This window comes from Aestuariivirga sp. (assembly GCF_965227715.1).
In the GTDB taxonomy this organism is placed as follows: Bacteria; Pseudomonadota; Alphaproteobacteria; order Rhizobiales; family Aestuariivirgaceae; genus Aestuariivirga.
The window spans coordinates 1,703,007-1,726,834 of sequence record NZ_OZ245771.1; the positions used below are offsets into that span (position 1 = coordinate 1,703,007).

21 protein-coding genes are annotated in these 23,828 nt (G+C 58.7%); 14 read left to right on the forward strand and 7 right to left on the reverse strand.

The features are described 5' to 3' along the window. Positions 1 to 47 precede the first annotated feature (47 nt). Complete coding sequence (locus tag ACO06F_RS08095; protein ID WP_421696181.1) at positions 48 to 1,634, reverse strand: AAA family ATPase; 1,587 nt, start codon at positions 1,632 to 1,634, stop codon at positions 48 to 50. Positions 1,635 to 1,957: 323 nt separating this feature from the next. Here ACO06F_RS08095 and ACO06F_RS08100 point away from each other — a divergent pair, with 323 nt between their 5' ends. Both ACO06F_RS08100 and ACO06F_RS08105 read left to right on the forward strand, forming a co-directional pair. Further along, entirely contained in the window at positions 1,958 to 3,658 is a 1,701-nt protein-coding gene (locus ACO06F_RS08100) for a DCC1-like thiol-disulfide oxidoreductase family protein (RefSeq protein WP_421696182.1), read from the forward strand. A gap of 73 nt (positions 3,659 to 3,731) precedes the next feature. After that, positions 3,732 to 4,190, forward strand: coding sequence for a hypothetical protein (locus tag ACO06F_RS08105; protein WP_421696183.1), 459 nt, complete (start codon positions 3,732 to 3,734; stop codon positions 4,188 to 4,190). A gap of 277 nt (positions 4,191 to 4,467) precedes the next feature. On the opposite strand, the gene ACO06F_RS08110 is transcribed toward ACO06F_RS08105, so the two are convergent. Further along, positions 4,468 to 6,117, reverse strand: coding sequence for an arylsulfatase (locus ACO06F_RS08110; protein WP_421696646.1), 1,650 nt, complete (start codon positions 6,115 to 6,117; stop codon positions 4,468 to 4,470). Between the two features lie 178 nt (positions 6,118 to 6,295). On the opposite strand from ACO06F_RS08110, the gene ACO06F_RS08115 reads away from it, so the two are divergent. From ACO06F_RS08115 to ACO06F_RS08145, 7 genes are all read left to right on the forward strand, one after another. After that, the gene (locus ACO06F_RS08115) at positions 6,296 to 7,216 is read left to right on the forward strand and encodes a LysR family transcriptional regulator (protein WP_421696184.1); all 921 of its coding nucleotides are present in this window, start codon (positions 6,296 to 6,298) and stop codon (positions 7,214 to 7,216) included. A 208-nt stretch (positions 7,217 to 7,424) separates the two neighbouring features. Then, the gene (locus ACO06F_RS08120; protein ID WP_421696185.1) at positions 7,425 to 8,429 is read left to right on the forward strand and encodes a glycosyltransferase family 2 protein; all 1,005 of its coding nucleotides are present in this window, start codon (positions 7,425 to 7,427) and stop codon (positions 8,427 to 8,429) included. Beyond that, positions 8,419 to 9,132: a class I SAM-dependent methyltransferase gene (locus ACO06F_RS08125; RefSeq protein WP_421696186.1), complete on the forward strand. Its 714-nt coding sequence runs from the start codon at positions 8,419 to 8,421 to the stop codon at positions 9,130 to 9,132. The genes ACO06F_RS08120 and ACO06F_RS08125 overlap by 11 nt, the downstream gene beginning before the upstream one ends. Then, positions 9,129 to 9,467 carry a hypothetical protein gene (locus ACO06F_RS08130; protein ID WP_421696187.1) on the forward strand — a complete coding sequence of 113 codons (339 nt, stop codon included), beginning with the start codon at positions 9,129 to 9,131 and terminating at the stop codon, positions 9,465 to 9,467. The genes ACO06F_RS08125 and ACO06F_RS08130 overlap by 4 nt, the downstream gene beginning before the upstream one ends. 23 nt (positions 9,468 to 9,490) lie before the next feature. After that, positions 9,491 to 10,846 carry a DUF2142 domain-containing protein gene (locus tag ACO06F_RS08135; protein ID WP_421696188.1) on the forward strand — a complete coding sequence of 452 codons (1,356 nt, stop codon included), beginning with the start codon at positions 9,491 to 9,493 and terminating at the stop codon, positions 10,844 to 10,846. A gap of 77 nt (positions 10,847 to 10,923) precedes the next feature. Beyond that, complete coding sequence (locus tag ACO06F_RS08140) at positions 10,924 to 12,210, forward strand: hypothetical protein (protein ID WP_421696189.1); 1,287 nt, start codon at positions 10,924 to 10,926, stop codon at positions 12,208 to 12,210. 209 nt (positions 12,211 to 12,419) lie between these two features. Further along, positions 12,420 to 15,050: a tetratricopeptide repeat protein gene (locus tag ACO06F_RS08145; protein WP_421696190.1), complete on the forward strand. Its 2,631-nt coding sequence runs from the start codon at positions 12,420 to 12,422 to the stop codon at positions 15,048 to 15,050. Here ACO06F_RS08145 and ACO06F_RS08150 read toward each other — a convergent pair. From ACO06F_RS08150 to ACO06F_RS08165, 4 genes are all read right to left on the reverse strand, one after another. Continuing rightward, entirely contained in the window at positions 15,032 to 16,459 is a 1,428-nt protein-coding gene (locus ACO06F_RS08150; RefSeq protein WP_421696191.1) for a multicopper oxidase family protein, read from the reverse strand. The two genes, ACO06F_RS08145 and ACO06F_RS08150, sit on opposite strands and share 19 nt — an antisense overlap. A 69-nt stretch (positions 16,460 to 16,528) precedes the next feature. Further along, complete coding sequence (locus tag ACO06F_RS08155; protein ID WP_421696192.1) at positions 16,529 to 17,482, reverse strand: acetyl-CoA carboxylase carboxyltransferase subunit alpha; 954 nt, start codon at positions 17,480 to 17,482, stop codon at positions 16,529 to 16,531. Between the two features lie 57 nt (positions 17,483 to 17,539). Next, entirely contained in the window at positions 17,540 to 18,472 is a 933-nt protein-coding gene (locus tag ACO06F_RS08160) for a site-specific tyrosine recombinase XerD (protein WP_421696193.1), read from the reverse strand. Beyond that, a complete protein-coding gene (locus tag ACO06F_RS08165) occupies positions 18,462 to 18,605 on the reverse strand; it encodes a histidine kinase (protein ID WP_421696194.1) in 144 nt (47 codons plus the stop codon). The genes ACO06F_RS08160 and ACO06F_RS08165 overlap by 11 nt, the downstream gene beginning before the upstream one ends. A gap of 105 nt (positions 18,606 to 18,710) precedes the next feature. Here ACO06F_RS08165 and ACO06F_RS08170 point away from each other — a divergent pair, with 105 nt between their 5' ends. From ACO06F_RS08170 to ACO06F_RS08180, 3 genes are read left to right on the forward strand one after another with little or no spacing between them, the layout of a single operon-like run. Beyond that, the gene (locus tag ACO06F_RS08170) at positions 18,711 to 19,307 is read left to right on the forward strand and encodes a shikimate kinase (RefSeq protein ID WP_421696195.1); all 597 of its coding nucleotides are present in this window, start codon (positions 18,711 to 18,713) and stop codon (positions 19,305 to 19,307) included. Beyond that, positions 19,300 to 20,436 (forward strand): 3-dehydroquinate synthase, encoded by a 1,137-nt coding sequence (aroB, locus tag ACO06F_RS08175; protein ID WP_421696196.1) that lies wholly within the window; start codon positions 19,300 to 19,302, stop codon positions 20,434 to 20,436. The genes ACO06F_RS08170 and aroB overlap by 8 nt, the downstream gene beginning before the upstream one ends. Further along, the gene (locus ACO06F_RS08180) at positions 20,433 to 21,734 is read left to right on the forward strand and encodes an HlyC/CorC family transporter (RefSeq protein WP_421696197.1); all 1,302 of its coding nucleotides are present in this window, start codon (positions 20,433 to 20,435) and stop codon (positions 21,732 to 21,734) included. The genes aroB and ACO06F_RS08180 overlap by 4 nt, the downstream gene beginning before the upstream one ends. An 18-nt stretch (positions 21,735 to 21,752) precedes the next feature. On the opposite strand, the gene ACO06F_RS08185 is transcribed toward ACO06F_RS08180, so the two are convergent. Then, positions 21,753 to 22,034: a BolA family protein gene (locus ACO06F_RS08185; RefSeq protein ID WP_421696198.1), complete on the reverse strand. Its 282-nt coding sequence runs from the start codon at positions 22,032 to 22,034 to the stop codon at positions 21,753 to 21,755. Positions 22,035 to 22,096: 62 nt separating this feature from the next. Here ACO06F_RS08185 and ACO06F_RS08190 point away from each other — a divergent pair, with 62 nt between their 5' ends. Both ACO06F_RS08190 and cobS read left to right on the forward strand, forming a co-directional pair. Further along, positions 22,097 to 22,699: a J domain-containing protein gene (locus ACO06F_RS08190; RefSeq protein WP_421696199.1), complete on the forward strand. Its 603-nt coding sequence runs from the start codon at positions 22,097 to 22,099 to the stop codon at positions 22,697 to 22,699. A 79-nt stretch (positions 22,700 to 22,778) separates the two neighbouring features. Next, positions 22,779 to 23,768, forward strand: coding sequence for a cobaltochelatase subunit CobS (gene cobS / locus ACO06F_RS08195; protein WP_421696200.1), 990 nt, complete (start codon positions 22,779 to 22,781; stop codon positions 23,766 to 23,768). The last annotated feature ends 60 nt before the right edge of the window (positions 23,769 to 23,828 follow it).

Sequence of the window (23,828 nt, forward strand, 5' to 3'; positions counted from 1 at the left end):
GCTATCGGGGGTCGTGGTCGCGCAGCTATGACGAACTCTTCCAGAGCCTAAGGGCGAAAGATTGAGTCCCGTAGCTCGTTGTAAACCGCCATGCCTGGCTTAATGAGCGGAACGAGGACTGCTCTTGCGAACGACGCTGGATCATTCCCACGTTGGGTTATCTTGAGCTTTCTCCGCAGACATGTGTAAATCTCTCCTGCTGCCGACTTTACGTCATCTGCGGGATTTCCGCGAGACACACTCGCAGCAATTGCCGCTTTCTTCGCAGCAATGACTTGTTTGATAGCCTTCGGCTGACCCTCTTGCGCGCACAGTGCCGCGAGGACTTCGTCGTCATAAAGAAAGGATTCTATATGACGGCGGCCCAGAACTCGTATTCCGCGCTTCTCAAACTCAGCGACGTCAGCATCTGAATGATCATCGCGGTCGATTAGGCGATGAACAACAAGGCCCTGCACGACATTCGGAAAGGCCGCGGCGAACTGCATGCGATCCTTCGAGACGTCTTTGGAATTACCTCCCGATATAAATTTTGTATCCGGAAATTCTCCTTCGAAAATTGCGCCGTAACACCGAGCATCGTGTTCTTCGTTCTTTCCGGCCGCCGAAAGCGATTTGGGATCGCCTTCACATATAAAGAGCTGTTTGGGAGCGATTAATTCTGCCAAATCATCAAGTGCCACACGCAATATCCGCTCCCAAAAAGCACGATTAGGAACTGATGGCGTGATGACGACCGGTTTATCAAAATCTCTTCCGTCAAAATCTAAAAAAATCACATCGCCGGGATACTCCTCGTATAGTTCCCGCGCTTTTCTCATCATCCCGATAGAGTGGGTAGCAATCCACAACTGGCACGCAACGGGAATGAGCTTATATAGCTCCGCCAATAGGGCGCCCTGCAGACGGGTGTTCATATGCAATTCAGGCTCATCAATCGCATACACAGTGTCGTCATACGTTCTGGCTTTGACCACCATGTCCAACATCAAGTCGAAGGCAGCCTTTTCTCCACCCGACAGATTCTTATAGCTGAAACCCTTGGCCAGACCTTTTGTGAACCGAAATGTGCCGTCTACAAGCGGATTCCCGAGCGTACTCAGGTCAAGATCTGGAAAGAGACGCTTGACTGCAGCTCCCACGTCGCCCACTGCAGCCTTCCTAAACTCCTTCAGGGTTGTTTTTTCATCATGGCGCTCAAATGCGTCCTGAAGGGCATTTGAAGCAAGTCGGTGAAAGTTATCAGAGACAGCTCCGTCCTGATCGATCATCCTTCTTACCCGAAGATGTTCAGTGGGTTCAGATAGCTTATTAAGCGATGTCAAGCTAAACTCAGGGTCATTCCGATACGCGGAGCGAAGGTAGAAAGATTTTTTTCCAGCAGACGGACTGTAGAAGTCAATCTTCACCTGCTCATTCCAACCACCCTCCGTTAGATCTCGCCTGTAGTACGCCGCGTCCCAGCTCAGACTCGAGTGGTGGGCCTGCTGCCAAACTGAAAATGCGTCGAATAAGGATGATTTCCCCGAACCATTGGGGCCTGCGATGACAATTAACTTTGCCGGTGGGAGAGTGCTTATTTGAAGGTCGTGAAAGCGCCGAAATTCCTTAATGCGAACATTCTTGATCTTCATTTCTGCCTCGGGATGATCTCGATAAAGCCCACACGCTTGAGAGATAGCTTTCTACACCAGCAAATGCTACGGCGGTTGCCAAAATAACTCCAGTTTCATGGCAGGGAACCTTGAGAGGATGCAGCTAAAACCGAGTTAATAGGTAGTGGTAGTCACTCGGCTACCCTATTTCAAAAGACGCTAGTCACCTAAGCGTCGTATCAAGAAGAACAGAGTCGGGCGGGGGAAATAAGATGTCGTGCTTAAGTATTGGCGGCCGCATTCGTAGAGCGTTTTCAATCGATCTTCGCACGCTTGCGTTGTTTCGCGTTTGCCTCGGTTTGGTGATTATCGCTGATCTCATCCAGCGCTCGCGCTGGCTCGTCGCCTTCTACACAGACCAAGGCGTACTCACTCGGCAAGAAGCGATTGCATTTAACAACCCGATTAGTATGTCTCTCTACTATATTGGCGGGTCACCAATCTTTGTAATCGTGCTGTTCTGTTTGGCTGGCATCTTCGCAGCGTTGGTCGTGGTAGGGTACCGCACAAGGCTGATGACCTTCCTTTCATGGGTCTTTTTACTTTCGATTTGCAATCGAAATCTGATTGTCACCACCGGTGCCGACAGTCTCGTCACATCGTTGACGTTCTGGAGCATGTTCCTGCCGCTTGGGGCACGATTTTCATTCGACGAAGCCTTGCGGCCCGACGACCAACCACAGCCGGAGAACGACTACTTTTCCGTAGCCACGGTCGCAATCACCTGTCAGGTGCTGTTTGTGTATTTCTTCGGCGCCCTACTCAAGAACGGTGCGGAATGGATACCCAACGGCACTGCCGTGTATTTTGCGCTTCAAATCGACACCTTCGCCACGCCTTTAGCGCATATTGTCCGGGAGTACGGGGCGGTCCTGCACCTGCTCACCTACTATGTTTGGTTTGTCGAACTCCTGGCACCCTTGATGGCGCTGTCGCTTTTCTGGTTCGTGCCGCTTAGGCTTGCCGCACAGCTTCTAATGGCGAGCCTGCATTTAGGGTTTATCTTCCTTCTCGAGCTGGGCATTTTCCCGTTCGTGTCACTGACTTCGCTTACCCTGCTTACTCAAGCTGCCGTGTGGGACTGGTTTGGTCGTGGAGGCCGCGCCACGTCGCAGAATGCAATTAAGATATATTACGATGAAAACTGCGGATTCTGCCTGAAGGTCGCGCGCATCTTCCGCAGCTTTTGTCTTTCACCGCAAACGCCAATTCTACCGGCACAGCAGAGCGCCAGCATACGCCCAATCTTTGAAGCGCTGAACAGTTGGGTCGTTACAGATGCAGATGGAGGTATTTGGACCAATTGGAAAGCGGTATCGTTCGTACTACGCAAGTCACCGCTCTTCTATCCGCTAGGGAGAGTATTCGAATGGCCCCCGTTAGCCCGTGTGGGAGATCGCGCCTATAGCTGGATAGGCCGTCACCGCGGAGACCTGCTCGGGCGGTTGTCGGCTCGCTTCCTCTGCTACCGCAGGCAGCGATTCGACATGCATTTCTTCGAATCTGTAGCTGTCGGTGTGCTGCTGATCTTTCTCGTCTTGCACCATATCTCTACGCTTAACGTTGTTAAGTTCAAGCTGCCACCCTTGGTGCAGAATACCCTGATTGGTCTGAAAATAGATCAAACCTGGAACCTCTTTGCACCCTATCCCTTGCGGGTAGATGGATGGCTAACGATTCGCGGCGAACTTGCTGATGGCAAGGCTGTCGATCTCTGGAACAACGCCGAGGGAGAACCTTCTATCACTAGGCCGCCAATTTTGAGCCAATGGGTTGGCGACTATCGATGGCGGAAATACCTTTCTCGTATCGTGGAAAATGGCAATAGCAGGCAATTGGAGAATTTGGCGCGGTATTACTGCCGTAGCTATAATTGGTTCCACGCTCGCCAAGGCACGCTCTTGCATCTCACCATCGATTTGCATGAAGAGAGAACAATGCCGGATTATCAGCCCTACGAAGAAAATCTGCGGCGGATTCTTACGTGGGACTGTCTTGGTTAGCAGTATCGGCCCTTGTAATGCGGTGTTGCAGACGATAGGGTTCACCTAACGTCATTGATAAGAGTTCATCTATATGTCTGTACTTAAACCATTTATTGTCGCTTCGGTGATCGTGGCGGGCACATTTGCCGGCAATCATTTCGTGTCCGGTCAGACATGGGCCGTAGGACTTATGCTTCCCCGATGCGACGCCGCTATGATTAATTGCCGGGACGGCGGCGGTGGGGGTGGTAGCAGCGCCAACCCTGGCGGTAACAGCAGCACCAACGGCAGCGCCAACGGGAGCGCCAACGGGAGTTCCAACGGGAGTTCCAACGGCAGCGCCAACGGGAGTTCCAACGGCAGCTCCAACGGCAACGGCAACGGCAGCAGCAACGGCAGCAGCAACGGCCTATCCAACGGAAGCGGCAACGACAACAGCGGCGACGGCGGCAACGGCAACGGTGGAAACGGCAACGGTGGCAACGGCAACGGTGGCAACGGCAACGATGGAAACGGCGGCGGCAACGACGGTGGCAACGGCAACGCCTGACATGCTGGTATGAAAGTGCATACAAAAATATTTCTATCGTAGTGCGAGGGCCATTCCACACACGCCTGTGCAAACCCTTTACACAGCGGAATTCAGCTGTGTAACCATTTGATAAATTTCAAGTATTGTTGAATTGCTGCTAGTACAAGCACTGCCACGGGGCGTTCGCTTAGGTGCTGTTGCCGGGGTGACCGGCTCCGGTTTGCTGGCCCGCGTGCGGTGAACATCACCTCATCTTGCAGGTGATGTCCTTCCCCTCTTTGCTGGTGGCTGGCCCTCAATCGCCGGGGTGATTCTCCATCTGGACCTGCTTGAGAATGCCATCGAGATTGTAAGTTGCAGCGGCCTGCAGCGGCGGGAAATCCTTGTAGGAGAAGAGCTCCTTGGTCCACAGGAGCTGGCCGATCGGCAGCAGGTTCCAGTCGTAGATATAGGCCGTCATGGGTGCTGCGAGGGCACCCTGCGCCCAAGCAGCGGTTTTGACGGAAGAGCCGATCGCCTGTTCGAAGGGGTCGCGCTTGATGTTGTTGACCAGCGTGAAGTGATATGCGGTCAATGGCAGGAGCCAGCCATCTGCCCCTTCCTTCGCCATGTTGTAATACATCTTCCAGTTCTTGTAGCGCACCGCAGAGGGCGTGGTGCCAGAGTAATAGAAGAAGGTGTCCCTCGCCGACTTCTCCGTCTTGCCCTGCAGGAAATCGGCTTCGTTCACGCCGTCCAGATGGGTTTTTACAATGCCCGAATAGGCACCCTTCTCGATCTCCGCCCGCAGCTCGTTTGCCTTGGGGCCGCCGGCAATCTCCACCAGCGTCGGCAGCCAATCGAGAGAGGAGAAGATTTCCTTCGACCATTTCCCGGCAGGCACGTGACCCGGCCAGCGGATCATCATCGGGGCGCGGAAGCCGCCTTCCCAGGCTTCGCCCTTCTGGCCCTTGAAGGGTGTTACGCCACCATCGGGGAATGAAATGGCCTCGGCTCCATTGTCAGTCGTGAACACGACGATGGTGTTGTCGAGCTGGCCCATGTCCTCCAGCTTCTTGAGAACATAGCCGACGTTGTCGTCCAGCTGCTTCATGCCGGCTTCATTGACGCCCCAGTCCTTGCCGCCCGGCTCGCCAACCATTGCCATGTATTTCTCCGGCAGGACGGTCGTGACATGCATGCGGGCGGGATTGTACCAAACGAAGAAGGGCTTGTTGGTCTTCTTCGGGTCGTTGCGGTCCAGATAATCGATGACCTTGGCCGAGATTTCCTCGTCGATGGTCTTGGATCTCTCGAGTGTAAGCGGGCCTTCATCCTTGCAGCTCTGCTTTTCCTCCGTGCCATCGGACGAGGCGCAGGAGAGCATCGGGCGCGGCGGCGTCAGGCATGTTGAGGTGCGCGGATCGACGGCACCAGGCACATCAGGCACGCCGGGGATCGGCGTGTTCATGCAGGGCGGCGCCACGGTCTGGCTGGTGGGGCTGGCGTTGATGTCGGGGAAGCTCACCTGCTGCATGGCGTCAAGGTGATAGAGATAGCCCCAGAATTCCTGGAAGCCGTGCGCCGTGGGCAGCGCCTCCGTATGGTCTCCAAGGTGGTTCTTGCCGAATTCACCGGTGTTGTAGCCGAGGTCAAGAAGGAATTTGGCAAGCGCGGGGGTGCCCTTGCGCAGCCAGGAGGGGCTGCCGGGCAGCTGGGGCACCGTCATGCCGGTGCGCAGCGGCGTCATGCCGGTGAAAAAGGCGTTGCGGCCCGAGGTGCAGCTTGCTTCGGCATAGTAATCGGTGAAGGCCAATCCTTCCTGGCCGATCCTGTCGATGTTCGGCGTTTCACCGACCATCAGGCCGCGATGATAATAGCTGGTCTGCATCCACCCGATGTCATCCCCCATGATGAACAGGATGTTCGGCTTCTTGGCCTCCTGCGCCTCCACCGCACCGGCCATGCAACAAGGGAGCGCCACCAATAGCCCCGTCAAGAGCGCTGCTTTCACAGCTGAGATATTCGCCGGCTTCATCTCATACCTCCATTGGCGGTCACGACCTTCAATTGAATATTCTAGGATATGGATTTTGCCTGGTCCAATAACTATGAGTTATCGGGCGATAACGAGGGCGGCTTTCATGCTTACAATCCGGCACTTACAGCTGGTGAGGACACTGGCCAGAAGCGGCCATTTCGGAAGAGCGGCCGAGGAACTGGGCATGTCCCAACCGGCGCTCTCCAAGGGAATCGGCAATATCGAAAGAATTCTCGGGGTGCGGATTTTCGACCGTTCCACCCCGACCACGCCCACGACATTCGGTGCCATTCTCATCAGTCACAGCGAGAGCATCGTTGCCGATTATTCCGAGCTCTTGCGCGAGCTCAAACTCGCCAAGGGGCTTGACACCGGCAGCCTGTCCATCAGTTGCGGGCTCTACCCCGCGGAAATGTCCGTTCAGGAAGCAATCGGCACCCTGACGACCCGGCACCCGTCACTGCTCTGCAAGCTGATGGTCAAGGACTGGATCGACGTTCCCGACGACATTGGGAACAGGGCGTTCGATATCGGGATCGGCGATATCACGGAAGCTGCGAGCAGGCCTGATCTCGAGACGGAACCCTTGCGCATCAGCCCTGTCGTCATTTTCTGCCGGTCCGGGCACCCGCTCACGCGCAAGACCACGGTCACCGTGCCTGACATACTCGAGTTTCCATGGGCATGCCCTGCCCTGCCTGCCCGGATGTTCGAAGGCCTTCCAAAGCTCACAAAACCATTTGGCATACTCGATGAAACCACCAACCGCGTCATCCCCCGGATCTGGGTTGAAACATTCTCCGCGGCGAAGAGCGTTGTCTTGAACGGTGACGCTCTCTCCGCCGGTCCCCGCCAATTGATCGCCGGGGAACTCGACGATGCATCCCTAACGGCATTACCGCTTTCCCTGCCCTGGCTCACGCTCAACTATGGCTTCATCTGGCGGCGCGGGCGCAGCCTGTCACCTGCCTGCCTGGCTTTCATGCAGCTGGTTCGGGAGATTGAACGGAGGCGGGGGAGTTGAGCCGCCCCTGCGGTTGCTTCATGGCCTGTCTCTGTTAGCCACCCCGTTCAATCCGGTTGCCAATCATCGTTCAGACTCAGTCCGGATTTTCGGCGGTTATTACCCGATATAGTTGCATTTCCTGGCATCCACGTGTAAAGGCTGGCCATGGGTATTTGTCTTCCTGTTCGACCAACGCGTCCGGGCCGAAAGCAATCGAGCCGGTGCAATGCGATCTAATCCCAGGCTCGCGGTTATCATCCCGACCTACAAGGCCCGCAGCCATGTGCTGAATGTCATTTCTGACATCGGCCCGGAAGCCGATCGCATCTACGTCGTTGACGACTGTTGCCCTGAAAACTCAGGCGCGCATGTCCAAAGCATTTGCACCGATCAACGTGTGACCGTGCTGTTTCACAGCCAGAACCAAGGTGTGGGCGCGGCAGTGATGACCGGATACAGAGCCGCCATCGATGACGGAATGGAGATTCTCGTCAAGATCGACAGTGACGGCCAGATGGATCCTGCCATCATCTTCGACTTCGTCGATCCGCTTGCCGCAGGTGAAGCCGATTATGCCAAGGGCAATCGCTTCTTCGACATCGAGAGAGTACGCCAGATGCCCGGGATCCGGCTGTTTGGAAACGCCGTCCTCTCGCTCATGTGCAAACTGTCGTCGGGCTACTGGAATATCTATGATCCCACCAATGGCTATACCGCGATCCACGCCGATGTGGCCCGGCGGCTGCCATTCGACAAGATCAGCCGCCGGTACTTCTTCGAAACCGACATGCTGTTCCGGCTGAACACACTTCGCGCCGTCGTTGTCGATGTACCCATGTATGCGCGCTACGGAAACGAAAGGAGCAATCTCAAGATCGGCCGGGCGCTGGGAGAATTTTCGGTCAAGCATGTCCGGAATTTCATCAAGCGGCTCTTCTACAATTATTACCTCAGGGACATGTCACTTGCGTCGATCGAGCTGCCTGCCGGCATAGCACTCACCGCCTTTGGAATGACCTACGGCGTCTATCACTGGGTTAGCCCCACGACTGCAGGCCAGCCATCGGCTGCCGGCACCGTGATGCTCGCAGCATTGCCGGTGCTGCTTGGCGTTCAACTCATCCTCTCATTCATCGGGCATGATGTGCGGTCTGTACCAACCAAGATCTTGCACCGTCAGAGACTGTTCTATGGCGCGAACAGAACCAGGGCACATCTCCATGCAGAGTGAAGATCCGCAATGGACGGACTACCGGTCCCGATTCTCCACCGTTTACGACCAGGCGAACTACGGAGACTCCCTGCAGGCCCGCGTGATGCGCATGGGCCACAAGCTCGCCGAAAAGCCATTCGGCCCCAATACGCATTTCAACAGCGTTCTGGAAGTGGGTGCGGGCACCGGCGAACACGCACCATTCGTCAGGCACAGCTTCGATCGCTACGTGATCACCGATGCAGATCCAGAGGCGCTGACCGTCGCCAAGAAAAAGCTTTCAGGATTCAACGACGGGAAACTGCAGTTCGAAGTGCAGAGCGCCAACGCGCTGAACTTTCCCGATGGATCGTTCGACCGGCTGATCGCCACCCATGTTCTCGAACATCTCTACGAACCGCACAAGGTGCTGAAGGAATGGCGCCGTGTTCTCCGACCTGGCGGAACGATGACCATTCTGATTCCGACCGACCCTGGCCTGGCCTGGCGGATGAGCCGTCATTTCGGACCGCGCCGCAACGCCACCCGAATGGGGTTCTCGTATGATTACGTTATGGCTCGAGAGCACGTAAATCCTTGCAACAATCTGGTCGCATTGCTGCGCCACTATTTCCCGGCCGCCCTCGAAAACTGGTGGCCTTTTGGCCTTCCGTCAATGGACATAAACCTCTTCCATGTCTGCCAAGCAGTCATGCACGGGAAGAGTGAACAGCGGTCATGAAGTATGCTCTGGCGCTTTTCTGTGTGGCCGCGCTATCAGCCGGACAGCTTCTCTTCAAGTTGAGCGCCAACTACGCATCAAAGGCGCCCGCAGGTTTCCTGTCACATGCGCTGATCCCGCTTGCCGGCGCATTGCTCATTTATGCGGTTTCCTCTGCGGTCTGGGTTTGGATTTTGCAGAGGGCCGAGCTTGGTAGCCTCTATCCCATTATGGCGCTCGCCTTTGTGTTCGTGCCTCTCGGCAGCTATCTCGCGTTCGACGAACGCTTCAATCAACAGTACGTCCTGGGCGGCATCCTCATCATGGCCGGAATTGTTATATCGGCTTGGCCCTGACAATGCAGCTATAGGAACCTTCCATGATGGACAAGCAGACGGCTGTTGTATCAGCAATACTACTGACCGCGTGGATCGTTCTCTCTATCATCATCCCGCCCTTTCAATCCCCTGACGAAGACGACCACATTGCACGCGCGTACTTTCTCAGTAAAGGAATGGTCTTTCTTCATCAGGAGACGAGCAGATCAAGTGGCGGAATGAATGACACGGGGCTCTTGGCCCTGATGGAGGAATTTCGCAACATGCCGCCGCTGAATCCCCTCACACGCGCGAAAATGAAGGCGGTTGACAGTCTGCAATGGACCGGAATTCGCACTTATGACGAGGCCCCGGGAACGGGCTACTATTTTCCTGCCATTTACGTCCCCCAGGCTGCAGCCCTTTTCATTGGCGAAAAACTAGACCTCCCTGTGGTTGCGTCCATCCGTCTCGCGAGACTGGCTGCACTGGCCACCACATTCCTCCTTATCAGTCTCGCCTTCTCGATATATCCAGCCAGTCCGCTCATTGTGTCGCTTCTCTTCATTCCAATGAATCTCTTTCAGGGAGCGACCAGTGGAATTGATGGCATTGCAGCCGGACTTACCATCTTCTCTGCTGCGGCATTCTCACGGCTCGTCTCGGAAAAGGGCATTGCGCCCTCATGGATCTTTCCAGCTCTTGCGGCGGCAACAATTGTACTGACAACGAGCAGGCTGCAAGCGACACCACAGTTCATTCTGCTTCTGTATGCCTGCATCCATTCCGGGCGGAAGACGGACTACGCAGGCTTTGGCTTGTCGTTTCTGCTCTTCGTCAGCTGGACGATTGCCGCTGCACGATACACGGTCGACCTCCGGAACGCGCAACCGAGCCAGCCCTTCGAAATTCTCCAGTACTACTCCCAGCATCCCCAATTGCTTGCTGAGGTGTTATGGGCCACTCTGAGCGACAAAGAGACTATCTCCTTCTACTTGGCTGGTTTCCTTGGCATTCTGGGTTATATGGACACCGCTCTGCCCACAGTAGCGTATGTGTTACTGAGTCTTTACCTCCTGTCAGTGAGCATTCTCTCCGTCGCGCCTAGATCAGCTGGAACAGACTCGACCAGTCGCAATCTGCTGATACTAGCCTCAGTAATATCTCCACTTATCGTGCTCGTGTCACTCCTTATCACCTGGACGGAACATCCGGCGAAAATCATACAGGGTGTCCAGGGCAGGTATTTCGAGATCGCGGCCATCTATTTTGCATATGGGATTTCAGGCGGCCGCAAAGACTTCGATACACCGATGTGGAGGGCCGGTTGGGCGATCGCTGTCGTCGGTGGCCTTATATCAATCGCCTTCACGTCACAGGCCTTGCTCTATCGTTACTACATATTGCCATTCAAATAATCTTTGGACCGAGCCTATGTGGGGCTTGCAAGGCCGTGGACTCGCGGACAGAGGAACAGCATGCTGAAACGGACAAAATGATCGCGAAACACTCACACCTACCGCTTATTATGGCAGCTTCTCTGCCCTTCGCGATCGCGGTATTCTTTATCACGACATTCGCCATTGCCACACCGCTCACCGACGAATGGTCAGTGGTATACAATGCAATGATCATGGATGCGGCCCCCAGAAACGCGCGCGACTTACTATCCGCCATTGGAGAGATGCGCTGGCACATCTACACCCATCTCCTTGTCATCCCGAACCTGATCTACCTCGCACTCGCACCGCTGGTTCACTTCGACGCCCGCTTTTTCATGTTCCTGACGCTTGCGTCAAATGCGCTGATCCTTGTTTGCGCTTATTCAAGAGGGCTCAGGGCGGCAGCGTTCTTTGCGGCCTCGGTCATCGTCTTCAGCCCGGCGCGCTACATGGAAATGATGTGGGGTTTTCAGTTCGCACTGGGACTATCAACCTCTCTCGGAGTCGTTGGCCTGACCTTGTTGGATGCCTCCGCCGGGCATCGTCACCGGGACCGGTTCATCGCGGCGGGAGCCATTGCACTCCTTTGCGGAAGCTTATGCTCGTCAGTGGCCCCGTTTGCTCTGCTTGCGACTCCGATCATTCTGCTGAAGCCGGAATATCAGGCAGTGCTCTGGAAGATGCTGGCCATCGTTCTTGTGGCACTCATCCTGACGATTGTTTATACGTTTGGCCTTGCCCAAGCCCTTGCCGGGACGTTTTGGTTTGCTCTCCTCATTTCAACTGCAGTTGGCTCCCTCCTCCTCAGCTCACCTGTGGGATTGACGGATTTCAGCTTCAATGCCCGCTCGGCTTTCGGCCTTGCTATTTTCCTGCTGAACGTTCTGTTCATTTTCAGAGCGTATCGCGCGGGAGAACTGGCCAGGCTGGCCTATGGCATTTCCCTCATTGCCTATGGACTGTTCTCGCTGGCAGCCATTGGCATCACGAGACATTATCTCGGAAACTGGCATCTTCAGTGTGCCCTTCCCATTCTCGTGGGGACGCTCTGGATCGCAGATAAAAGCCTCGACTCCAGATCGAACTACTCAAAATACAAGACTGCAGGGTTCATCATTGTTTCAGTTGCTGCAGTGACCGGCTACTGGAATGCCTTCGCTTATTTTGGTCCCGCCTACCGGGACTATGCCATCAGCGTGAGAACTCATTTGCTGGCTCTGGCCGATGACCCGCTTCAGGAGAAACCTTATCCGGCGACTGCGGGCTGGGATGCATCACCGGAGCTTGTCAAATTTCTGAGAGACTCTGGAAATCCGGATTTTCGACATTCTTCCCGGTGAGCAGGCGCGAAGTGCTCTGCAGGCATATAGGTACCGGCGATCGATGGGCCTCCGATGGCGGTGCAGTTCGCCCGTGCATCGGCCCCTCAGGCTCCTGACCGGCTTCCGATGAAGGCCGCGTCTCTGCGTTCCGCCCTGGGCCAGTTTTGCCAGATGTATCCAAGTGGTGTAGTCAATCGTGCTGAGTAAGAGGCATGGATCGACCACGAATGCAGAGTAATTCCGCCGGGCTTTTGAATCGGGCGCAGAATGCCCATGCGGCCGGAAAGCTTGCCTCGGCCATTCCGCTTTATGAACAGCTCGTCCGCGCCGAACCCCGAAATTTTGCGGCACATTACTATCTCGGGATTGCCTATTATCAGGCCGGTCAGCTGGAGCGGAGCGTTCCGTTTCTGAAGGTGGCGGCTGATCTGCGGCCGGCCGCCATTGAAGCCCATAAGGATCTAGGCCTCATCTTGCTCAGGCTGAAAGATTATGGGCCTGCGGAGACAAGCCTGGCGCAGGCGTTGAAACTGCAGCCCGGCAATCCGGACCTGCTGGTGAACCGCGGCATCGCCTTGAAGGGGCTTGGGCGAACGGGAGACGCTGTTTCCTGCTACCGCAAGGCGATTGCGCTTCGCCCTGCCTTTGCGGAGGCGCATCACAATCTCGGAAACGGACTGCTTGCCGTGGGAGCGCAGGAGGAGGCGCTTGTGGCTTTCGAGCGGGCCGCATCACTGAAGCCCCAGTATTGGGAAGCCTTGCTTGGCATGGGCCAGGCATTGCTGGCTCTGGAGCGCGGCGCAGATGCAGCGGCGGCACTGAAAAGAGCCGTTAGCGTGAACCCGCGTGCGGCCGATGCCCACCAGGCCCTCGGCGTGGCCTTGCTGCGCCAGGGAAAGAACGAAGAGGGGATGGCCGCGCTGCACCAGGCGTTGGCGATTGACCCCACGCATGTGGCTGCACTTGTGGCACAGGGCGCGGCGCTTGAGCAGGAGGGGCGGCTCGACGGTGCACTCGCCAGCTACGACGCGGCCCTGGCGACGAACCCGGGGCTTGACGATGCGCTGCTGGGCCGGGCCGGCGTTCTGCGCCAGCTCAGACGCTACGATGAGGCGATCAACGCTTATGACCGGGCAATCGCCGCCGCGCCGGAACGAGTTGAAGGCTATCGGGGTGCAGCCATTGCATTCTACCGCAAGCGGGAGTTTGCCGCCGCCGCGCGGAGTTTCGATGCCGCGATCAAACGCGACGGCACGGTGGCGGAACTTCATTTCCTGCGCGGACAGGCCCTGAAGGAGATCGGATTCCTCGCCGATGCGCTGGTCGCGGCCAATGATGCGATCGCCCTCAATGCAGCCTATACCGATGCCTATGTGCTCAAGGCCCGGCTCTTGTCTGAGTTGCACCAGTCCGAAGAGGGAATTGCCGCGCTGGAGAAGGCCCGGGAGCTCGACCCTGGCAATGACCGCACATTCGGCTTGCTATTCGGCGAGAAGATGCGGATCGGCGACTGGCGCTCTTACGATGAAGACATCGCGCAGATCCTCCCGCGCATCGCTTCGGGCGTGGAAATCGTCGATCCATTCCTTGCCCTTTCCCATTTCGATTCACCCGCCGTGCAACTGCGCTGTGCGGAGATCTATGCCGCAGACATTCTGGACCGGTCACTTCCGCCACGCCGCATGAATCTTGCCCTGCGCGATGACCGCATCGCCATCGGCTATTATTCAGGCGACTTCCGCGACCACGCGATGATGTATCTGATGGCGGAACTGTTCGAGCGGCATGACAGCAGCCGCTTCCGCATTCACGCCTTTTCACTTACGAAAGCGCCGGACAGCGCGATGCGCAAGCGGGTGATGCCGTTCTTCGACGACTTCCATGATGTGGACGAGATGAGCGACCGTGAAATCATCGCACTCTCACGGGCGGAGGAGATCGACATTGCGGTCGATCTCATGGCCTACACCCGCCATGGCAGGCCCAGCTTGTTTGCGGCCGGGCTTGCGCCATTGCAGGTCAATTATCTGGGATATCCCGGCACTATGGGCCTCAGTGGCGTTGACTATATCGTGGCGGACCCGGTTCTCATTCCCGAAGAAGCACGGCCCTTCTATTCCGAGAAGGTCGCCTATCTTCCCAACAGCTATCAACCAAATGACGGACAGCGCGAGATCGCGGCCAAAAGCTTCACGCGCGCCGAGCTTGGCTTGCCGGATGAGAGCTTCGTCTATTGCTGCTTCAACAACAGCTTAAAGATCACGCCGCCGGTGTTCGAGAGCTGGATGCGCATTTTGCGGCAGGTGCCCCATTCGGTTCTCTGGCTCTTGTCTTATACGCCCGCAGTCGAGGGCAACCTGCGGCGGGCGGCGGAGGCGCAGGGGGTTGGCGGAGAGCGGCTGGTGTTTGCCAAGCTCGCGGATACGCCGGAGCATATCGCTAGGCAGCGTGCGGCGGATCTGTTTCTCGATACGCTGCCCTACAATGCCCACACCACCGCAAGTGACGCGTTGTGGGCCGGACTTCCGGTGCTGACCCTGATGGGGCAATCCTTCACCAGCCGGGTGGCGGGGAGCCTGCTTGCCGCAGCAGGCATTCCCGAAATGATCGCTCCATCACGTGAAGCCTATGAGCGGATGGCTGTGATGTTCGCCGAAGACAGGGCGGCGCTTGCCGCTGTCCGCGCGACGCTTCAGGCCAACCGGCTCTCCTGCGCATTGTTTGACTGCGAGCGCTATGCGCGCGACCTCGAGACGCTCTTTACACAGATGATCGAGCGGCACCGCAACGGCTTGCCGCCTGATCACCTGTTCGCGTGTGAGATGGGGACGGTTCGCGATCAGGCGGCGCTCGTATAGGAAATCGTGCCCATCATGCCGGCGTTCATGTGATAGGCGTGATGGCAGTGGAAGGGCCAGGAGCCGGGATTGTCCGCGTCGAACACGATCGTCACCATTTCCATGGGCGGAACCAGCACGACGTCCCGCAGGGCGCCGTCGATTACCGTGTTGTTGATGGCCATGACCTTGAAATAGTGGCCGTGGAGATGCATCGGATGGGCCATGCCCGTCATGTTGTGCATCATCACGGCGATGCGTTCGCCCTCGCGCACGGTGAACAGCGGGCTTGAAGGATTGGCCTCGCCATTGAGGCCCCAGCGATAGTTGTTCTCGCCGCCGGTGAGCATCAGCATTTCGGTGCGGGTGATGGGCTCTTGGGGCAGCCGCGCGACGGAGCGGTAAAGGCGCTCCTGTGCGAGATCGAGAGCCGGCGTCATATCTCCATCCCCCGAAAGCTTCGGCACGGAAGCCCCCGCGGAGGCCAGCACGATGCCGGTACGGGCTGTGAGGCCCTCGGGGCGGAACAGGATGGGGAAGGCGCCGCCCTGTTTCGGAACAGTCAGCCGGATATCGGCGCGCTGGGCGATGGCGATGGGAAACAGGCTGCCCTTCATCGGGTAAATGGCGCTGCCGTCCACGGCGATCAGTTCACCTTCAAGCGAGCCCAGATCGATCCACATGTTGGAAGCGGCCGCGGCGTTGATGATACGGAGGCGTAAGACACCACCCTTCTCGACCTTCACCACCTCGGGATCGTCCAGCGTGCGGTCATTGGCGAGATAGGCGTCATAGACCACGTCATTGAGCATGGGGGCACCCGCCATGCCACCTGACATGGCCATGCCATCCATCTGCGAATGGTCCATGCCGCCCTGCTGCATCATGTGGCCCGCATGGCCGCCGCCCGTTAGGGAGGCCAGGATCTCTTGCGGATCGCGGAAGGTGAAATCATGCAGGATGACGACATGCTCTTGCGTATCGAACAGCGGGTCCTTGGTTTCGCGCACGATCAGTGGTGCGGCGAGCATCTGCTGTTCCTGGAGGCCCATATGCGAATGCATCCAGTGGGTGCCGGACCGGGTGTTGGCAAAATCATAGTCGAGGGACTGGCCGGGCGCGGCGGGCTTCTGACCATACATGGCAATGCCATCTTGGCCATAGGGTGGCGTGAGGCCATGCCAGTGGATGACGGTGTCCACATCACTGTCATTCTGCATGCGGACCTTGAAGCGCTCGCCCAGCAGCATGGAGAGGCCGGGCTTGCCGTCTGGCCCCGTCAGACCGAAAACACTGGCAGCCCTGCCCTTGACCTCAAGGGTGCGTCGGGACACGGTGACGCGCTTCGGCTGCTCCTCAGCCGCAGTGAAACGGGTGGTGGAAAGCAGTGCTGCGCCGGCAAGGCCTGCGGTGAAGTCTCGGCGATTCATGGCCATCCCTGTTCAAATCTCCCCCTATGTAACGGGGACTTTGCGGCAGGAAGCAGGCGGACGCCCGGATCAGAGGCTGCGGCCGATGTTCAGGAATTTTTCACGCCGCTGGGTGCGCAGAACCTCAGCCGACACGCCGTCATAGGCTTTGAGCGCGCGCGAAATCGCGTCCCCCGTGGCGGTGATCGCCTCCCCCGCCGCACGGTGGGCGCCGCCCTTGGGTTCCGGGATGATCTCGTCGATGACGCCCAATCTCTTCAGATCCTGCGCGGTGATCTTCATGGCGGCTGCCGCATCCTTGGCGCGGGCAGCATCCCGCCACAGGATGGAGGCCGCCCCTTCGGGCGAGATCACGCTGTAGATCGCATGTTCCAGCATCAGAACGACATTGGCGGTCGCTATGGCAATGGCCCCGCCCGATCCGCCCTCGCCGATGACCACGGCAACGGTCGGAACGCCGAGCGACAGGCAGCAATCCGTGGAGCGGGCAATTGCTTCCGCCTGGCCGCGCTCTTCCGCGTCAATTCCTGGGTAGGCACCGGCAGTGTCAACGAAGGAAATCACCGGAATGCCGAAGCGTTCCGCGGTTTCCATCAGGCGCACGGCCTTGCGATAGCCTTCCGGCCGCGCCATTCCGAAATTGCGCTTGAGGCGCGAGGTGGTGTCGTTGCCCTTTTCCTGGCCGATCACCATCACCGGCTGGCCCTCGAAACGGCCGAGGCCGCCCACCACCGCATAATCTTCGGCAAACTTCCGGTCGCCCGCGAGCGGGGTGAATTCGGTGATGAGCTGGCCAATGTAATCCAGCGCGTGCGGGCGCTCCGGATGGCGGGCCACTTGCGCCTTCTGCCAGGGCTCGAGGCTGGCGTAAATATCCTGCAGCTGCCTTGCGGCCTTCTTCTCCAGGCCCTTCACCTCCTCGGCGATCGAGACGGTCTTGTCTCCGCTGGCGAGAGTGCGGAGTTCCGCAATCTTGCCTTCGAGCTCGGCTAAGGGGGCTTCGAAATCCAGATAAGTGGGCATTGGGCCTCAGGATCGGGTCAGGTTCGGCGCGGAAACTGGCCGCGCAAGCTCAGGAAGTCAACTTTTCTTGGCGAGCGGATGGTGGGTCTCCACCACAACGCGCAGGCGCTCGGCCTGCACATGGGTATAGATCTGTGTCGTCGATATGTCCGCATGGCCCAGCATCTGCTGCACCGCACGGAGATCGGCCCCGCCTTCGAGCAGATGGCTGGCGAAACCATGGCGCAGCACATGCGGCGAGAGCTTTGCAGCATCCAGCCCCGCTTCGGCTGCCAAGCCCTTGAGTTCCAAGGCAAAATGCTGGCGGGTTAAATGCCCTTCAGCGCCTGATGAGGGAAACAGCCATTTCGAGCCTGCTGTGGCTGACGTTTTCAGCACCGCCAGATAATCCTCCAGTGCCGCGCGTGCCGTGGCGGAGACGGGGACCAGCCGCTCGCGGCCGCCCTTGCCCTTTACCAGGATGAAATCCCGCTCGGAGGTCGCCGCCTGGACCGTGAGGCAAACGAGTTCCGAGACGCGGAGGCCCGTGGCGTAAAGCATCTCGACGAGGCAATGGAGGCGATGGGCCTTGAGGAGCTTCTGGCCCTTGGCCGATTTCAGCCGGGCCCGGGCTGCATCGGCAAGCGCGTCCACCTCCTGCCTTGAGATCATCTTGGGGAGCGGCCTCGCGGCGCGGGGGCTGTCGATGGCAGTCGCGGGATTATCCTTCGCCAGACCGTCGCCATGGAGGAAGCGGTGGAACTGGCGGATAGCTGAAAGCTTCCGGGCGGCGGAACTGCGCGCCAGGCCCAGGGCCTCAAGGCTTGCCAGGTGGCCGCGGATGTTGCCGGGATCGGCCGTGGCGATGTCCGACCCGCGGGACGTGCTCTCTTCCGCATAGGCTTCGAGATCGCGCCGGTAGGCTGAGAGCGTATTGGCTGAGGCGCCGCGTTCCGCCGCCATCATTTCGAGGAACCGCTCGATCAGCCGGGGGGCAAGGCTACTTGGCACGCAGCTTCTCGCTTGGCAGGGCCTTGACGATTTCGGTCTGCTCCGGCGGGTAATGCGACAGCGCCCAGGCGCCGCCATAGATTGCGCCACCCAGCAACGCCAAGACGAGAACAAACTTCACCGTATCTGGCATGCGACCACCATCACAATTGGGAGTGTAGCGGGTAAGCCCCGCTTCGGAAAGCCTTTGCGGTGCCGGAACATGCGCGATAGAACCGGCCCAAGTTGAGGAAGGTGGATGGCACGCCGTTCGATTGCAAGAGAAGCCGAAACGGTCCGGCAGCGCCTGGGGAACCGCCCCATCGTGCTGGTGGGGCTGATGGGCGCTGGCAAGACCAGCGTGGGGCGCAGACTTGCCGAAAAACTCAATATCTCCTTCATTGATGCGGATCATGAAATCGAGGCCGCGGCGGGCAAATCCATCAAGGAAATATTTGCCGACCATGGCGAAGCCTATTTCCGCGAGGGCGAGCGCCGGGTGATCCAGCGGCTGATTGGCAATGGCGCGCAGGTTCTGGCCACGGGGGGCGGTGCCTTCATGAATGACGAGACTCGCCAACGCATTGCGGAACATGGCATTTCCGTGTGGTTGCGCGCCTCGCTTCCGGTGCTGATGAAGCGGGTGGCGAAGCGGCAGGATCGGCCCCTCCTCCAGGCCGCTGACCCCCAGGCCGTGATGCGCGGGCTGATTGACAAGCGCTACCCTGTTTATGCGTTAGCCGACGTGACAGTGGAGAGCCGGGACGTGCAGCACGGCCAGATGGTGAATGACGTGATCCGCGCGCTGGCGCAATGGGACGGCTGGGACAAGCAGAAGAACGAGAGCCATGAGTGAGACACACGCAGTCGAACGGCGCGAAACGGTGCCCGTTTCCCTGGGCGACCGGAGCTATGAGATCGAGATCGGGGAAGGGCTGCTGGCCCGCGCCGGAGACATTGTTGCCCCCCTCCTGAAGCGCCCGATCACGGCGATCGTGACGGATGAGAATGTGGCGAAGGCCCATCTCGCCACGCTGGAGCGCGCGCTTGCGGCAAAGGGCATCCGCTCCACCGCCATCATCATGCCGCCGGGGGAAGCGACCAAGAGCTACAAGCATTTGGCAGAGCTGTGCGACAAGCTGCTGGGTGCAGGGATCGAGCGGCGGGACCGCATCATCGCCTTCGGCGGCGGCGTGATCGGCGATCTCGCGGGGTTTGCCGCGGCGATCCTCAGGCGGGGTGTGGATTTCATCCAAATCCCGACGACGCTGCTGTCTCAAGTCGACTCTTCGGTCGGGGGCAAGACCGGCATCAACTCTTCCCATGGCAAGAACCTGATCGGCGCCTTCCATCAGCCGCTTACCGTCATCACGGACATTGGGCTTCTCGAAACACTCCCACGCCGCGAGCTTGCCGCCGGCTATGCGGAGGTGGCGAAATACGGACTGCTGGGCGACCCTGGCTTTTTCGAATGGCTGGAGGGCATGGCCCCCGCCATCATGCGGGGCGATTCCCAGGCGCGCATTCACGCCATCCGCAAATCCTGTGAGATGAAGGCGCGGATCGTGGCCGAAGACGAAACGGAAACGGGTGTGCGCGCCCTGCTCAACCTCGGCCACACGTTCGGCCATGCGCTGGAATCGGCCACCGGCTATTCGCAGCGGCTTCTTCACGGCGAAGGCGTCTCGATTGGCATGGTGCAGGCCTTCCGCTTTTCCGAACGCCTGAAACTGTGCGCAGCCGGCACGGCGGAGCGGGTTGCATCCCATCTGAAGAGCGTGGGCCTTCCCATTCACGCCTCGCAGATTTCGGGCGAACTTCCGCCGCCTGCAACGCTTCTCGACATCATGCGGCAGGACAAGAAGGCGCAGGGCGGAAAGCTCACCTTCATTCTGGCGCATGGCATTGGCGAGGCCTTCATCGCGAAAGACGTGGCGGATCATGACGTGCTCGATTTCCTGACGGAGGATCTGCGCCAGCGATGAGCCCAGAGACTGGATTGACCGGCGGCGGAATTGTCTTCCTGCTTCTGCTTTCCGCCTTCCTCTCGGCCGCCCGCGCCGCCCTGGCTGAGGTCTCGCGCAACAGGCTGGGCGAGATGCAGAAGCGCGGATTGGCAGCCGCAGGAACGGTGCTGCGGCTGCTCGACCGCGAAGACCGGACCATAGCCGCCCTGTCACTCGGACAGATGCTGTGCATAGGCCTTGCTGGATATGCGGCGGCCATGCTGCTGGGCCAGGTGGAGGCCATCGGGGCCGTTGCAGCGGCCTTCGCCCTTGTTCTGCTGTTCAGCTTCTTCGGGTTCATCCTGCCCGCGCTCTATGGTGCAAAACGCGCCGAACGCGTGGCGGTATCACTGGGGCGCGCGGTTGAAGGCTTCATCGTCCTCACAGGTCCGCCGGCCGCCGGCCTTCAGGCGCTGGCACGCTGGTTCCTGCGCCTCACCGGCGTCAATGGCGGCGAAGAAGGCCAGACGGTGCACGAGGATCTGCGCGAGACGATCGAGCTTCACACCAAGGAAGGCACCGTCTTCAAGAATGATCGCGACATGCTGAGCGGCATTCTGGCGATGCAGGACTTGGAAGTCTCCGACATCATGGTTCACCGCACCAAGATGACCATGATCGACATCGAGGAAGACCCCAGGGAGATCGTCTCCAAGGTGCTGAAGAGCGGACATACGCGCATTCCGGTGTGGAAGGAGACGCCCGACAACATCATCGGCGTGCTGCATGCCAAGAACCTCTTTGCGGCCCTGCAGAAGCATGCGGGCGATGCATCGAAGATCGACATCGAGGATATTCTGCTGCCGAGCTGGTTCGTGCCGGACACGCGCGCCATCCCCGACCAGCTCAATGCATTTCTGAAACGCAAGAGCCACTTCGCCATCGTCGTGGATGAATATGGCGAGGTGCAAGGTCTCGTGACGCTCGAAGACATCATTGAGGAGATCGTCGGCGACATCAAGGATGAGCACGACGCGGTGGCGACCGGCGTTCGCCCAAAGCCCGACGGATCCTATCTCGTCGACGGCGGCGTGCCCATCCGGGACCTGAACCGCGCCTTTGACTGGACCTTGCCGGACGATGAGGCCAACACCATTGCGGGGCTCGTGATCCACGAAGCGCGGATGATTCCGCAAGTGGGGCAGGCCTTCGTGTTCCACGGCTTCCGCTTCGAGATCCTCAAGAAGCGCCGCCACCAGATCACCGCACTCCGCATGGCGCCGGTTCAGCGCGAAGAGGAGGCAAAGGGCGAGGAAGCGAAAGGCGAAGAGGCTTGAGATCAGCCGGCAGCCGCTTCAGGGCGCCGAGGATTGAATTGCCAAGGCATGCACGCGTTCTTTCAGCTCCTCCGCGAGGGCAGCGTTGATCATGCGGTGCTGTTCCACGCGGGATTTCGCCCGGAAGGCTTCGGACGCTATTTTCACCCGGAAATGGCTTTCGCCGTCAGGGCGGGCGCCCGAATGGCCGGCATGCTGGTAGGACTCGTCAATCACCTCGAGCGAAGCTGGCGCAAAACTATGAACGAGCTTTGCGGAGATTCTTTGGCCAACGGGCCCCAGTTTCGCGTCAGGTGTCATTCTGTCTCTCTTGCAGCGGGAAAGCTTGCTTGCGAGGGGCTCTAGCACCATAATTGGCAGCGATGAAGCTCGATTCAAAATACTTTGACAAGATCAGGGTGAAACCTTCTGCGGAAAAGAAGGTTGCAGACACCATTCCGCAATGCGACTGGCCGGATTGCCCGCGCCCGGGGCGCCACAAGGCGCCGATGGGCCGTGGTCACGAGGGCAAGTTCTACAACTATTGCCCGGCGCATGTGCAGGAATACAACAAGACCTATAATTACTTCTCCGGCATGAAGGACGACGAAATGCAGGAGTTCCAGAAGAACTCCCGCTTAGGGGACCGGCCGACCTGGAAATTGGGCCAGAACGCCACGCCCAATGCGTCCAACGTGCGCCGCAGGGGTGCGCAGCTCCGCGACGATCCCTTCGGGCTCAACATCGGCGCGGCCAAGCAGCCGGGGCGCCACCCGTCAGGCCGGGCGCTTCGCGCCACGGAACTGAAAGCCCTGCAAACACTGGGGCTGGACGATACGGCAACGGCGGATCAGGTGAAGGCCCAGTACAAAACACTGGTGAAGCGGCTTCACCCTGATGCCAATGGCGGAAGCCGGGCCAATGAGGATACGCTGAAGGCGGTGATCCAGGCCTATGACCACCTGCGTTCAAGTGGTTTCTGCTAAGCGGGCGTAAGCCTTGCCCAATCGGGCCCGACCGTCTAAAACCCGCGCCCGTAACCCCGGAACATGAAGATCTCCTGACATGATTGCAAAGGCCACCGCAGAGGCGAACGGCATGCCCGACATCAAGGCGTCGGTGAAGCAGCTTTTCGGCTTCGACTCGAACCTCGAGGTTCCCGCCTATTCCAAGACCTCGGAACATGTTCCGGATCTGGACCCGGATTATCTGTTCAACCGCGAGACCACGCTTGCCATTCTCGCCGGCTTTGCCTTCAACCGCCGCGTAATGGTGACGGGCTATCACGGCACGGGCAAATCGACCCACATCGAACAGGTTGCGGCCCGCCTCAACTGGCCCTGCATCCGCATCAACCTGGACAGCCACATCTCCCGCATCGACCTGATCGGCAAGGACGCGATCGTGCTGCAGGAGGGCAAGCAGGTGACCGAATTCCGCGAAGGCATTCTGCCCTGGGCCTACCAGCACAACGTGGCGCTGGTGTTCGACGAATATGACGCAGGCCGGCCTGACGTGATGTTCGTGATCCAGCGCATTCTCGAAAGCTCCGGCAAGCTGACGCTGCTGGACCAGTCCAAGGTGATCCGGCCGCATGCCGCCTTCCGCCTGTTCTCGACGGCCAACACGATTGGCCTCGGCGACACGACCGGCCTCTACCACGGCACGCAGCAGATCAACCAGGCGCAGATGGACCGCTGGTCCATCGTCACCGCTCTCAACTACCTGCCGCATGCGCAGGAGGTGGGGATCGTCCTCGCCAAGTCGAAGCCCTTCGACAATGAGAAAGGCCGCAAGACCATTTCAAACATGGTTCGCGTGGCGGATCTGACGCGCAATGCCTTCGTGCAGGGCGATCTCTCGACGGTCATGAGCCCGCGTACCGTCATCACCTGGGCGCAGAATGCCGAGATTTTCGGCGATGTGGGCTTCGCCTTCCGCGTGACCTTCCTCAACAAGTGCGATGAATTGGAGCGGAGCGTGGTGGCGGAATTCTACCAGCGCTGCTTCGGCGAAGAACTGCCGGAATCCTCCGCTCACATCGCGATTGCCTGAGTGAGATAGCGTGGCGAAGGAAAAGGACACACCTTCGAACGAGTTCAAGCGCGTCCTCAC

Excerpts from the sequence above, each read along its gene's own strand:
- ACO06F_RS08095 (WP_421696181.1), bottom strand. The coding sequence starts at position 1,634 with ATGAAGATCAAGAATGTTCGCATTAAGGAATTTCGGCGCTTTCACGAC.
- ACO06F_RS08105 (WP_421696183.1), top strand. The coding sequence starts at position 3,732 with ATGTCTGTACTTAAACCATTTATTGTCGCTTCGGTGATCGTGGCGGGC.
- ACO06F_RS08110 (WP_421696646.1), bottom strand. The coding sequence starts at position 6,117 with ATGGCCGGTGCGGTGGAGGCGCAGGAGGCCAAGAAGCCGAACATCCTG.
- ACO06F_RS08115 (WP_421696184.1), top strand. The coding sequence starts at position 6,296 with ATGCTTACAATCCGGCACTTACAGCTGGTGAGGACACTGGCCAGAAGC.
- ACO06F_RS08120 (WP_421696185.1), top strand. The coding sequence starts at position 7,425 with ATGCGATCTAATCCCAGGCTCGCGGTTATCATCCCGACCTACAAGGCC.
- ACO06F_RS08125 (WP_421696186.1), top strand. The coding sequence starts at position 8,419 with ATGCAGAGTGAAGATCCGCAATGGACGGACTACCGGTCCCGATTCTCC.
- ACO06F_RS08130 (WP_421696187.1), top strand. The coding sequence starts at position 9,129 with ATGAAGTATGCTCTGGCGCTTTTCTGTGTGGCCGCGCTATCAGCCGGA.
- ACO06F_RS08135 (WP_421696188.1), top strand. The coding sequence starts at position 9,491 with ATGATGGACAAGCAGACGGCTGTTGTATCAGCAATACTACTGACCGCG.
- ACO06F_RS08140 (WP_421696189.1), top strand. The coding sequence starts at position 10,924 with ATGATCGCGAAACACTCACACCTACCGCTTATTATGGCAGCTTCTCTG.
- ACO06F_RS08145 (WP_421696190.1), top strand. The coding sequence starts at position 12,420 with ATGCAGAGTAATTCCGCCGGGCTTTTGAATCGGGCGCAGAATGCCCAT.
- ACO06F_RS08150 (WP_421696191.1), bottom strand. The coding sequence starts at position 16,459 with ATGAATCGCCGAGACTTCACCGCAGGCCTTGCCGGCGCAGCACTGCTT.
- ACO06F_RS08155 (WP_421696192.1), bottom strand. The coding sequence starts at position 17,482 with ATGCCCACTTATCTGGATTTCGAAGCCCCCTTAGCCGAGCTCGAAGGC.
- ACO06F_RS08165 (WP_421696194.1), bottom strand. The coding sequence starts at position 18,605 with ATGCCAGATACGGTGAAGTTTGTTCTCGTCTTGGCGTTGCTGGGTGGC.
- ACO06F_RS08170 (WP_421696195.1), top strand. The coding sequence starts at position 18,711 with ATGGCACGCCGTTCGATTGCAAGAGAAGCCGAAACGGTCCGGCAGCGC.
- aroB (WP_421696196.1), top strand. The coding sequence starts at position 19,300 with ATGAGTGAGACACACGCAGTCGAACGGCGCGAAACGGTGCCCGTTTCC.
- ACO06F_RS08180 (WP_421696197.1), top strand. The coding sequence starts at position 20,433 with ATGAGCCCAGAGACTGGATTGACCGGCGGCGGAATTGTCTTCCTGCTT.
- ACO06F_RS08185 (WP_421696198.1), bottom strand. The coding sequence starts at position 22,034 with ATGACACCTGACGCGAAACTGGGGCCCGTTGGCCAAAGAATCTCCGCA.
- ACO06F_RS08190 (WP_421696199.1), top strand. The coding sequence starts at position 22,097 with ATGAAGCTCGATTCAAAATACTTTGACAAGATCAGGGTGAAACCTTCT.
- cobS (WP_421696200.1), top strand. The coding sequence starts at position 22,779 with ATGATTGCAAAGGCCACCGCAGAGGCGAACGGCATGCCCGACATCAAG.